This window comes from Nigerium sp. (assembly GCF_039811905.1).
Taxonomy (GTDB): domain Bacteria; phylum Actinomycetota; class Actinomycetes; order Propionibacteriales; family Propionibacteriaceae; genus Propioniciclava.
Genome location: NZ_JBDHZL010000088.1, coordinates 1 through 10,850 on the forward strand (window position 1 = coordinate 1; position 10,850 = coordinate 10,850).

At 70.0% G+C, this 10,850-nt stretch carries 11 protein-coding genes; 4 read left to right on the forward strand and 7 right to left on the reverse strand.

Features of this window, described 5'->3' with window-relative positions; translation table 11 throughout:
* The 5 genes from rpoB to WMJ97_RS12045 all read right to left on the reverse strand — a co-directional run.
* On the reverse strand, positions 1-2,333 hold a 2,333-nt coding region (gene rpoB, locus WMJ97_RS12025; protein ID WP_347349238.1), incomplete at its 3' end, for a DNA-directed RNA polymerase subunit beta.
* Positions 2,334-2,787: 454 nt separating this feature from the next.
* Complete coding sequence (gene rplL / locus WMJ97_RS12030; protein ID WP_347349239.1) at positions 2,788-3,189, reverse strand: 50S ribosomal protein L7/L12; 402 nt, start codon at positions 3,187-3,189, stop codon at positions 2,788-2,790.
* 15 nt (positions 3,190-3,204) lie between these two features.
* Positions 3,205-3,861, reverse strand: coding sequence for a 50S ribosomal protein L10 (rplJ, locus tag WMJ97_RS12035; RefSeq protein WP_347349240.1), 657 nt, complete (start codon positions 3,859-3,861; stop codon positions 3,205-3,207).
* Between the two features lie 263 nt (positions 3,862-4,124).
* Positions 4,125-4,565 carry a PTS glucose transporter subunit IIA gene (locus WMJ97_RS12040; protein ID WP_347349241.1) on the reverse strand — a complete coding sequence of 147 codons (441 nt, stop codon included), beginning with the start codon at positions 4,563-4,565 and terminating at the stop codon, positions 4,125-4,127.
* Positions 4,562-4,792: a PTS glucose/sucrose transporter subunit IIB gene (locus WMJ97_RS12045; RefSeq protein WP_347349242.1), complete on the reverse strand. Its 231-nt coding sequence runs from the start codon at positions 4,790-4,792 to the stop codon at positions 4,562-4,564. The genes WMJ97_RS12040 and WMJ97_RS12045 overlap by 4 nt, the downstream gene beginning before the upstream one ends.
* Before the next feature lie 168 nt (positions 4,793-4,960).
* On the opposite strand from WMJ97_RS12045, the gene WMJ97_RS12050 reads away from it, so the two are divergent.
* The 4 genes from WMJ97_RS12050 to WMJ97_RS12065 all read left to right on the forward strand — a co-directional run bounded on the left by WMJ97_RS12050 (position 4,961) and on the right by WMJ97_RS12065 (position 8,947).
* Positions 4,961-5,698 carry a GntR family transcriptional regulator gene (locus WMJ97_RS12050; protein ID WP_347349243.1) on the forward strand — a complete coding sequence of 246 codons (738 nt, stop codon included), beginning with the start codon at positions 4,961-4,963 and terminating at the stop codon, positions 5,696-5,698.
* A 34-nt stretch (positions 5,699-5,732) separates the two neighbouring features.
* A complete protein-coding gene (locus WMJ97_RS12055; RefSeq protein WP_347349244.1) occupies positions 5,733-6,977 on the forward strand; it encodes a PTS transporter subunit EIIC in 1,245 nt (414 codons plus the stop codon).
* A gap of 61 nt (positions 6,978-7,038) precedes the next feature.
* Positions 7,039-7,827: a glucosamine-6-phosphate deaminase gene (gene nagB / locus WMJ97_RS12060; protein WP_347349245.1), complete on the forward strand. Its 789-nt coding sequence runs from the start codon at positions 7,039-7,041 to the stop codon at positions 7,825-7,827.
* 10 nt (positions 7,828-7,837) lie between these two features.
* A complete protein-coding gene (locus WMJ97_RS12065; protein ID WP_347349246.1) occupies positions 7,838-8,947 on the forward strand; it encodes an N-acetylglucosamine-6-phosphate deacetylase in 1,110 nt (369 codons plus the stop codon).
* A gap of 52 nt (positions 8,948-8,999) precedes the next feature.
* Here the strand turns inward: WMJ97_RS12065 and WMJ97_RS12070 are convergent, their stop codons facing one another.
* Positions 9,000-9,992 (reverse strand): LLM class flavin-dependent oxidoreductase, encoded by a 993-nt coding sequence (locus WMJ97_RS12070; RefSeq protein ID WP_347349247.1) that lies wholly within the window; start codon positions 9,990-9,992, stop codon positions 9,000-9,002.
* Positions 9,993-10,089: 97 nt separating this feature from the next.
* Positions 10,090-10,734, reverse strand: a complete 645-nt coding sequence (locus WMJ97_RS12075; protein WP_347349248.1) for a hypothetical protein — start codon at positions 10,732-10,734, stop codon at positions 10,090-10,092.
* Positions 10,735-10,850 lie beyond the last annotated feature (116 nt).

Below are 10,850 nucleotides of genomic sequence, written 5' to 3' on the forward strand. Positions count from 1 at the left end.
CCGGTCCCGACCTCGGCGCCGATGCGGACGATGCCGCGCTCGTCGAGGTCGGCGAGCATGTCGTCGCCGACGTTCGGAATGTCGCGCGTGATCTCCTCCGCGCCCAGCTTGGTGTCGCGGGCGTCGATCTCGTGCTCCTCGATGTGGATCGAGGTGAGCACATCGTCCTGCACCAGGCGCTGGCTGAGGATGATCGCGTCCTCGTAGTTGTGGCCCTCCCACGGCATGAACGCGACCAGCAGGTTGCGACCGAGCGCCATCTCGCCGTTGTCGGTGCACGCGCCATCGGCCAGCGGCTGGCCGACCTCGACGCGCTCGCCGTCGGAGACCAGCGGCCGCTGGTTGATGCACGTGGTGGAGTTCGACCGGACGAACTTCGCCAGGCGGTACACCGACTCGGTGCCGTCGTCGTTCATGACGTCGATCAGGTCGCCCGAGACGGACGTCACCACGCCGGCCTTGGCCGCGACGGTGACCTCGCCCGCGTCGACCGCACCGCGGTACTCCATGCCGGTCCCGACGAACGGGGCCTCGTTGCGGATGAGCGGGACGGCCTGCCGCTGCATGTTCGCGCCCATGAGCGCACGCGACGCGTCGTCGTGCTCCAGGAACGGGATCAGCGCGGTCGCCACCGACACCATCTGGCGCGGCGAGACGTCCATGTACTGCACGAGGTCGGGGGTGAGCTCGTCGGCCTCCCCGTCCTTCCGGCGGACCAGGACGCGGTCTTCTGCGAAGCTGCCGTCCTCGTTCAGCACGGCGTTCGCCTGCGCGATGACGAACCGATCCTCCTCGTCGGCGGTCAGGTAGTCGATGTAGTCGGTCACCCGGCCGTCCTCGACGCGGCGGTACGGCGTCTCGATGAAGCCGAACGCGTTCACCCGGGCGAAGGACGCCAGCGAACCGATGAGGCCGATGTTCGGACCCTCAGGGGTCTCGATCGGGCACATGCGGCCGTAGTGGGACGGGTGGACGTCGCGGACCTCCATGCCGGCGCGGTCGCGGGACAGACCGCCCGGGCCCAGCGCGGACAGGCGCCGCTTGTGCGTCAGGCCGGCCAGCGGGTTGTTCTGATCCATGAACTGGCTCAGCTGCGAGGTGCCGAAGAACTCCTTCAGCGCCGCCACCACCGGACGGATGTTGATCAGCGTCTGCGGGGTGATCGCCTCGATGTCCTGCGTCGTCATGCGGTCGCGGACGGTGCGCTCGAGGCGCCCCAGGCCGATGCGCAACTGGTTCTGGATCAGCTCGCCGCCCGTGCGGAGGCGACGGTTCCCGAAGTGGTCGATGTCGTCGGTCTCGATCGGGTTGCCGCCCAGCTCCTCGCGCCCGTCGTGCAGCGCGACGATGTACCGGATGGCCGCCACGATGTCGTCCATCGTCAGCACCTGCTGGTCGAACGGCTCGTCGAGCTTCAGCTTCTTGTTGATCTTGTACCGGCCGACCTTCGCCAGGTCGTAGCGCTTGTTGTTGAAGTAGTAGTTCTCCAGCATCGCCTGCGCGGCCTCGCGCGTCGGCGGCTCGCCCGGACGCAGCTTGCGGTAGATGTCGAGCAACGCCTCGTCGGTGTTCGCCGTGTGATCCTTCTCCAGCGTGAGCCGGATGGACTCGTAGTCGCCGAACTCCTCCAGGATCTGCTCGTTCGTCCACCCCAGCGCCTTGAGCAGGACCGTCACGTTCTGCTTGCGCTTGCGGTCGAGACGGACGCCGACCATGTCGCGCTTGTCGACCTCGAACTCGAGCCACGCGCCGCGGCTCGGGATGATCTTGCAGGTGAAGATGTCCTTGTCGGAGGTCTTGTCGGGCGACTGCTCGAAGTAGACGCCCGGGCTACGGACGAGCTGGCTCACGACCACGCGCTCGGTGCCGTTGATCACGAAGGTGCCCTTCGGCGTCATGAGCGGGAAGTCGCCCATGAAGACAGTCTGGCTCTTGATCTCACCGGTGTCGTTGTTCATGAACTCGGCGGTGACGAAGAGGGGCGCGGCGTAGGTGACGTCGCGATCCTTACACTCCTCGACGGTGTACTTCGGCTCCTCGAAGCGATGGTCGCGGAAGCTCAGCGACATCGTCTGGGAGAGATCCTCGATCGGGGAGATCTCCTCGAAGATCTCCTCCAGACCGGACTTGGTGTTGATGTCGGTCCGACCCTCGGACTGGGCTTCGTCGACACGGGCGCGCCACGCGTCGTTGCCAACCAGCCAATCGAAGGAGTCAATCTGCAGGTCAAGCAGATTGGGGATTTCCAGCGGTTCTGCGATCTTCGCAAAGGAGATGCGACCGCTAGTGGAGACGACATTGGTGTTCTTCGACGCAACGCGCGAGACGGCCAAGGTTCGGTGTCCTTCCAAGAGACCCGGCAAACCGGTTCTATGCATGCGAAACGGCCCGCGTCAAACTCACCACGGGGCGCGAAATGGGGCAAAGCTAGAGACTACTAGACGCACACCGATCACGCAACACCGGCGGGCGGGTCTGAGAGAAGCCCGCCCGAACTCGCGCGGCCACCGGCCGCATGCCCCGCCCCTCGTTGACGACCGCGATCGCGCCGGGAGGGTGGCTCGGCCCCGCAGTTCTCGTCTTGGAGGAGGTTATCGCCTTGGAAGACACATTGATGATAGCGGGGGGCGGGCAGCAATGCACGCACTCTGCGAGGGACGCTTCCGGACGACCTCGGGTCACGTTTGCGCCCGTGAGAGCGGGGTCCGGCGGCGTCCGTCCGGGCATGGCAAAGGGGCGGGGCCGAATCGGCCCCGCCCCTTTTTCGTCGCGTCTAGCGCGCCAAGGTCACTTGACGGTGACGGTGGCGCCGGCGGCCTCGAGGGCCTCCTTCGCCTTGGCGGCCTGGTCGCGCGGAATGTTCTCCAGGACCGGCTTCGGCGCGGCCTCAACGAGGTCCTTCGCGTCCTTCAGGCCGAGGCTCGTGAGGGAACGCACCTCCTTGATGACCTGGATCTTCTTGTCGCCAGCGGCCTCGAGGATGACGGAAACCTCGGAGGACTCCTCCTCGGCCTCCTCGCCACCATCGGCGCCACCGGCGGCCGGAGCGGCACCCGCGGCGGCGACGGCCACCGGGGCGGCGGCGGTCACGCCGAAGGTCTCTTCGAACTGCTTCACGAACTCGGAGAGCTCGATCAGGGTCATGTCCTTGAACGCGTCAAGGAGCTCGTCAGCGGTGAGCTTCGCCATAATGGGCGTCCTTTCTTACTTGGTCGATGCAGCGTCAGCCGCGTCTTCGGGGGCCTCAGCAGCGGTCGCTGCATCGGATGCCGGGGCCGTGGCCTCGGCGGTGTCGGGCTTCTGGTCGGCGGCGGGAGCCGAGCCGGCCCCACCGATGATCGAGGGATCCTCCCCCGCCTTCGCCTCCAGCGCGCCCAGGGCGCGAGCGGCCTGGGAGAGCGGAGCGGCGAAGAGGGAGACGGCCTGCTGCAGGGAACCCTGCATCGCGCCGGCGAGCTTGGCGAGGAGAACCTCGCGGGACTCGAGATCGGCGAGCTTCTTCACGGCCTCGGCGTCCAGGACGCGACCGTCCATGACGCCGCCCTTGATGACCAGAAGCGGGTTGGCCTTCGCGAAGTCACGCAGCCCCTTGGCGACCGTGGCGACGTCACCGCGAATGAACGCGATGGCGGTCGGTCCGGTGAGTTGCTCGTCGAGCCCGTCGATGCCAGCCTGCTTGGCGGCGATCAGGGTCAGTGTGTTCTTCGTGACGGCATAGGTGGCGTTCTCACCCAGCGACCTGCGGAGATCCTTCAGGTCGCTCACGGTGAGACCGCGGTACTCGGTCAGCACAGCGGCGTCCGCAGAGGTGAAGCTCTCCTTCAGAACGTCGATGGCTGCTGCCTTGTCCGGCCTCGCCATGGGTCTCCTTCCCACTTGCATTCGTCAGGCCGTCGACACGCGGGCAAGAAAAAACCCGAATCGCGCACGCGACTCGGGCACCACCGTTCGGCCTCTTCGGGCCAGCAACGATTGTTCACGACTCACCTGCGCGGGGTTTACGTGCCCGAGGGCACAACCAGCGGTCTACGGCTCTCGCCAGTCTACGACAGGGGCCAAGGCCCGGCCAAATCCGCCCGGGCCGCCCCACGGACGCGGCGTCCCTCCGCGGGAACGCGCGGCCCTCACACGCGGAACAGCAGGTCGCCCTCGACAACCGGCCCCTCGGCGAGGACCTCGACGCTGCCGGCCGGACGATCCATCGCCACGACGATCACGGTCGGGTCGATGCCCCGGGCGGCCACCGCGCCCGGGCGCCAGCGCACCATGGGGTCGCCGGCCTGGACGGCCTTCCCCTCGTCGGCGAGCACCGTGAACCCCTCGCCCTGCAGCTGGACGGTGTCGATGCCCAGGTGCGTCAGGACGCCCACCGAGCCCGCCATCACCACGAACGCGTGCGGCATCGCCTTCACTACGCGCCCGGCGATGGGCGCCACCACCGTCATCTCGGACGCCTCCGGTGCGATCCCCACGCCGGGGCCCAGCATCTGCGCGCTGAACACCGGGTCGGAGATCTTCTCGATCGGAACGATGCGCCCGGAGCACGGCGCGACGACGTCCGTCACCGCAGGTCCTCGATGTCATCGGCCAGCAGCTCCGCCTCGGGACCGACGACGACCTGCACCGTGGTTCCCGCCTTCAGGACGCCGTGCGCGCCGGCCGCCTTCAGCGCCGCCTCGTCCACCAGGCCCGGGTCGTTGACCTCGGTGCGCAGCCGGGTGATGCACGGCTCGATGTCGACGATGTTGTCGGAGCCACCCAGCGCGGAGAGGATCTTCTCGGCCTTGCTCATCGCTTCCCCCTGATCCGGGCCGCAGGGCGCGGCCTCGTGCGAATGGGCCGCCAGCGCGGCCTCTTGCCCCATTGAACGCCGAGGTGCATGCTGCCTGTCAACTGGTTCGGACCAGTCCGGTCCAAACCTGACGACGCACGCCAGCCCGACACGATTCCCGAGGCCCCCATGAACGCCGACCGCGCAGCACTCCTCAGCGACGGCCCTGCGCCGAAGCACGAGCAGTTGCGCGCCCTCATCGCCCGCCAGGCGAAGCCGGGCCAGGCGATCCCGTCGGAGAGGGAGCTGATGGCGACCTACCGCGTCTCCCGCTCCACCGTCCGCCGCGCGATCGACACGCTCGTCGCCGACGGCCTGCTGCGCCGCAGCCAGGGCAAGGGCACGTTCGCGGTGCAGCCGCGCGTGGAGAGCCGGCTGCACCTCGCGTCCTTCACCCAAGACATGCGGCGCCGCGGCCACGTGCCGACCACGCGGGTGCTCGCCGTCGAGAGCGTCTCCCCGCCGCCGGACGCCGCAGCGAGCCTGCGGCTCGAAGCCGGCGAGCGGGCGTGGCGGCTCGAGCGGGTCCGGCTCGCCGACGGCGAGCCGATCGCGCTCGAGGAGGGCTGGTACCCGGCCCGGCTCTTCCCCGACCTGGACGCCCAGCCGCTGGAGGCGTCCCTGTACGAGACGCTGGCGAGCCGCTACGACGCGGTGATCGACGCGGCCGTCCAGACGCTATGGGCCGAGCAGGCGGACGCGGCGTCCGCCCGGCACCTGGCGGTCGGGACCGGGGCCGCGCTGCTGATGTTTCTGCGGCGCTCGACCGCCGCGGGCGTCCCGGTGGAGCACATCCTGTCCCGCTACCGCGGCGACCGCTACACGCTGCACATGCCGCTCGATCTCAGCCAACCGGCGACCCTGTAGACCCCTCCCACCGACGACCTCCGAAAGGCATCCCATGAGTTCCACACCGACGCCGTCCTCCGGCAGATTCAACCTCGCTCCCCTGCAGAAGTTCGGCCGCAGCCTCATGCTGCCCATCGCCTCGCTGCCCGCTGCCGCGCTGCTGCTGCGTCTCGGCAGCGCCGACATGCTGGGAGCGGACGGCCTGAACTGGGGCCCGGTCGCCGACGTGATCGCCGCGGCAGGCGGCGCCCTGTTCGACAACCTGCCGCTGTTGTTCGCGGTGGGCGTCGCGATCGGCCTGGCGCGCAAGGCCGACGGCTCGACCGCCCTCGCCGCCGTGGTCGGCTACCTCGTGTTCAAGGGCGTCGGCGACGCGATGTCCCCGACGATTCTGGGCGCGGCGCCCGAGGGCGAGAAGCAGGACCTCATCAACTACGGCGTCCTCGGCGGCATCCTGATGGGCCTGATCTCCGCCCACCTGTGGCAGCGGTTCTACCGCACCAAGCTCCCCCCGTACCTGGCGTTCTTCGGCGGACGGCGCTTCGTCCCGATGCTGACCGCGGTCGCGGGCATCCTGCTCTCGACGGCATTGTCGTTCGTCTACCCGGCGTTCAACGGCGGCCTCACCGCCGTGGGCACGTGGGTGGCGGGCAACACGATCCTCGGCGGGTTCGTGTACGGCACGCTGAACCGGCTGCTGATCCCGCTGGGCCTCCACCACATCCTCAACAACCCGCCGTGGTTCATCATCGGCTCGTTCACCGGCGCCGACGGCGTCGTCTACCACGGCGACATCGCCCGCTTCCTCCACGGCGACCCGACCGCCGGCACGTTCATGACCGGCTTCTTCCCGATCATGATGTTCGCGCTGCCGGCCGCCGCCCTCGCGATCTGGCACGAGGCCAAGCCCGAGAACCGCAAGGCCGTCGGCGGCATCATGCTCTCGGTGGCGTTCACGGCCTTCCTGACGGGCATCACCGAGCCGATCGAGTTCGCGTTCATGTTCGTCGCGTGGCCGCTGTACGTGATCCACGCCCTGCTGACCGGCGTCTCGCTGGCCCTGATGAACGCGCTCGGCGCGAAGATGGGCTTCGGCTTCTCGGCCGGGCTGTTCGACATGGTGCTCAACTGGCGCATCTCGACCAACCCGGTCTTGGTCGTCATCGTCGGGTTGGCGTTCGCCGTCGTGTACTACGTTCTGTTCCGGGCGGTCATCCGCTGGTGGAACCTCAAGACCCCCGGCCGCGAGGACGAGGGGTCGGAGGCGTCCGTCAGCCTCGATCCGACCGCGGGCTAGCGAACAATCGGACGCCGTCCCCCGGCCCCGCCGGGGGACGGCGTCGGGAGCGAGGCAAGCGATGGAAGTGGTCATCTGCCGCGACGACCAGGAGGTCGGCTCGGTCGCGGCCGCCCGCGTGGCGCAGGTGTGCCGGGACGCCGGGCGTCCGGCGGTTCTGGGGGTGGCGACCGGGGCGTCCCCGCTGTCGTGTTATGCGGCGCTCGCCCGGCGGATCGCCGCCGGCGAACTCGACCTGAGCGAGGCGTCCGCGTTCGCGCTGGACGAGTACGTGGGGCTGCCGCGCGGCCACGAGGAAAGCTACGAGCAGGTGATCCGCCGGACGGTGACCGAGCCGCTCGGCCTCGATCCCGCCCGCGTGCACACCCCCGACGGCTTCGCCGACGACGTGGAGGCGGCCGCCGCCGGCTACGAGCGGGCGATCGCCGGCGCCGGCGGGATGGACGTGCAGATTCTGGGCGTCGGGGCGAACGGGCACGTGGGGTTCAACGAGCCGTCGTCGTCCCTGGCGTCCCGGACGCGGATCAAGTCCCTCGATGACCGCACCCGCCGCGACAACGCCCGCTTCTTCGCATCCCTCGACGAGGTGCCGCGCCACTGCCTGACGCAGGGGCTGGGCACGATCATGGACGCCCGCGCGGTCGTCCTCATCGCGCAGGGCGCGGCCAAGGCGGACGCCGTCCGCGGCGTGGTCGAGGGGCCGGTCACCGCGATGTGCCCGGGGTCGGTGCTGCAACTGCACCGGACGGTGACGGTCGTGATCGACGAGGCCGCAGCGTCCGGGCTTGCCCTGCGCGAGTACTACCGCGAGACCTACGCGCACAAGACCGCCTGGCAGGCCTTCGAGTGAGGACCCACGCATGATCATCGCCGCCGACGCCCTCTTTCACGCCGGACGCCTCGCCCGCGGCTGGCTGCGGACCTCCGGGGAGCGCGTCGAGGACGCCGGCTTCGGCGACGCCCCCGGCCGGGCCGACGAGCGGGTGGCGGGCGTCCTGGCGCCGGGGTTCGTGGACGTCCACTGCCACGGCGGCGGCGGGGCGGCCTTCGGCACGGACGACCCGGACGACGTCCGGAGGGCGCTCGGCGTCCATCGGGCGCGCGGGACGACAACCCTCGTCGCGAGCCTCGTCACCGCAGCGTCGGACACTCTCGTCGCGCAGCTGCGGCTGCTGGAGCCGTTCGCGGCGTCCGGGGAGCTCGCGGGCGTCCACCTCGAGGGTCCCTGGCTGTCGCGGCGCTACAAGGGCGCGCACGACGAGTCGCTGCTCGCCGATCCGCTGCCCGAGCGGGTGGCGCGGCTGGTGGACGCCGTGCCCGGCCTCGTCCGGATGGTCACGCTGGCCCCCGAACTCAAGGGCGCGGTGGAGTCCGTGAGGCTTCTGAGCGAGCGGGGCGTCGTGGCCGCGGTCGGGCACACCGGGGCGTCCTACCGGCAGGTCCGGGACGCCGTCGCCGCGGGGGCGTCCGGTATCACGCACCTCTTCAACGGCATGCCGGACCTGCGGCACCGCTCCCCCGGCCCCGTCCTCGGCGGCTGGCAATCGGACGCCTTCCTCGAGCTCATCGCCGACGGCATCCACGTCGACCTCGACCTGGTGCGGTTCGTCATGGAGCGGTTCGGGCACCGGGTGGTCCTCATCACCGACGCGATGGCCGCGGCGGGCGCGCCCGATGGCGACTACGTGCTGGGCGCGCTGCCGGTCACCGTCAGCGGCGGGGTGGCGCGGCTCACCGGCACCGAGACCATCGCCGGGAGCACGCTGACGCTGGACGCCGGCGTCCGGACGGCCGCGGAGGCCGGCGTCCCCCTCGAGGACGCCCTCCGCTCGGCCACCGAGCTTCCGGCGGCCTACCTGGGCTTGCGGGACGTCGGCACGTTCGCGCCCGGACGCCTCGCCGACGCGGTCGTCCTGGACGATCGACTCGAGGTCGTCCGGGTGCTGCGGCGCGGCGCGTGGCTGAGCTGAGGGCTCCGGCCGGCGGCGTGGTGGCGCCGCGGGGCCGGCCCAGGGACCGCGCTCAGCGGCCCCAGGCGTCCCGGAGAACGCGGAGCGAGTCGCGCGCAGCCTCGGGGGTCGAGCCGAACGGGGCGATCATGAGCTCGTCGGCGGTGGAGCGCTCGGCGAAGTCGCCGAGGTACGAGCGGACCGCGTCCCGATCGCCCACCGCCGTGTAGGTGAGCATGTGCAGGATCTGCTGGGCAGCCGGGGACGCCATGAGCACATCCATGTCCTGGTCGGTGAACGACTGGAACCCACCGCGTCCGCGGGTGAGCATCGACTTCACGCGGTTGCGCTTCGTCCACTCCCACTCCTGCCGGGCGACGTCGGGGTCGTCGTGGGCGATCACGTTCACGGCGGCCATGACGTACGGCTTGTCGAGCTGCTCGGACGGCTGGAACTGCTCGCGGTAGACGGCGGTCGCCTCCTCGAGGGCGTCCGGGGCGAAATGGGACGCGAACGCGTACGGCAGGCCGTAGGCGGCGGCGAGCTGTGCCCCGAACAGCGACGACCCGAGGATGTAGAGGGGCACGTCGGTGCCGGCGCCGGGAATCGCGCGGATGCCGGGGACCAGCGACTGGTCGCGCAGATAGGCCTGCAGTTCGCGGACGTCCTGCGGGAACGCCTCGGCCGCGCGGGCGTCCCGGCGCATGGCCCGGACAGCGGCCTGATCGGTACCGGGGGCACGGCCGAGCCCGAGGTCGATACGCCCGGGGTGCAGTTCGGCGAGCGTGCCGAATTGCTCGGCGATCGTCAGCGGCGAGTGGTTCGGCAGCATGACGCCGCCGGAGCCGAGCCGGATGCGTTCGGTCTGCGTCGCGATGTGCGCGATGAGCACGGCCGGCGCGGCCGACGCGATCGTGCTCATGTTGTGGTGCTCGGTGTACCAGACCCGCTCGTAGCCGAGCCGCTCGGCCGTCTTCGCCAGTTCCACCGACTCGAGGAACGCCTCCCGCACCGACACCCCCTCCCGCACGATCGCGAAGTCGAGGACGGACAGTGGAAGAGACATACGCACAACACCTTTCCCGAGGAGCGCCCGCCGGCCGCGGAGCTCTACACACCCCTCAGCGATCAAAGACGCCGTCTGATTCCCGGACGCCCCCCGGTCAGCACGGTTCGTCGAGCACGTCGATGTTCGACACGAGCAGAACGCCGTCGACCCGCTGAAAACTCAGCGCACGCACGACCGTCCGCCCCGGCCGGACGACTTTCGACTTCTTCATCAGCACGGTGTTGCGGAAGTCCGTGCACGCCTGCAGCGCCACGACCGACCTGGGCGCCCTGTCTGGATAGCGGTACACCGAGCGCAGCGCGATGTCGCTCCCCTCAAAGCGGTAGCCCTCGGCGAGGTCGGTCGCGTACTGCCCTGCGACCTCGTCGTAGATTTCGGGGGTGGTGACGCCACGCAGCGGCTCCTGCCCCGCCGCGTCGCCCTGTGCCAGCAGCGCCTCGGCCTCGTGGAACTTCTGCAGCTGGCCCTCAGCCTCCACGTAGGCGGCGTTCAGCGCCTCCTGCCGGAGGTAGGTTTCCCGGCTGCACACGGTAGGCGTCGGGCTCGGCGTCGAATCCCCCGCCGACGCCACGGAGGGGACGCACTCGTAGGTCGGCTCGATATCAGGACCCGTCGCGACGATCGTCGGTGTCGGGCTCGTCGTGTACGCCGCCGGCTGGCATCCGCCGCAGCACACCAACACGAGCGCGGACGCCGCCGCGCCGATTCCACGACCAACGAAGAACCCGCCGTGCACCATCGGTCTGCACCCTCTCGCGATCCAGCATGTCGCCTGAGCATGGCACGCGGAGCGTCTCGGCTCCTCCGATATGAACGTGAATCGATGCTTCAGGACCCGGCGGCCCCTTGGGGGGG

Bases quoted from the DNA above. Each gene is read 5' to 3' on its own strand.
- rplL (WP_347349239.1), bottom strand. From the start codon at position 3,189: ATGGCGAAGCTCACCGCTGACGAGCTCCTTGACGCGTTCAAGGACATG.
- rplJ (WP_347349240.1), bottom strand. From the start codon at position 3,861: ATGGCGAGGCCGGACAAGGCAGCAGCCATCGACGTTCTGAAGGAGAGC.
- WMJ97_RS12045 (WP_347349242.1), bottom strand. From the start codon at position 4,792: ATGAGCAAGGCCGAGAAGATCCTCTCCGCGCTGGGTGGCTCCGACAAC.
- WMJ97_RS12050 (WP_347349243.1), top strand. From the start codon at position 4,961: ATGAACGCCGACCGCGCAGCACTCCTCAGCGACGGCCCTGCGCCGAAG.
- WMJ97_RS12055 (WP_347349244.1), top strand. From the start codon at position 5,733: ATGAGTTCCACACCGACGCCGTCCTCCGGCAGATTCAACCTCGCTCCC.
- nagB (WP_347349245.1), top strand. From the start codon at position 7,039: ATGGAAGTGGTCATCTGCCGCGACGACCAGGAGGTCGGCTCGGTCGCG.
- WMJ97_RS12065 (WP_347349246.1), top strand. From the start codon at position 7,838: ATGATCATCGCCGCCGACGCCCTCTTTCACGCCGGACGCCTCGCCCGC.
- WMJ97_RS12070 (WP_347349247.1), bottom strand. From the start codon at position 9,992: ATGTCTCTTCCACTGTCCGTCCTCGACTTCGCGATCGTGCGGGAGGGG.
- WMJ97_RS12075 (WP_347349248.1), bottom strand. From the start codon at position 10,734: ATGGTGCACGGCGGGTTCTTCGTTGGTCGTGGAATCGGCGCGGCGGCG.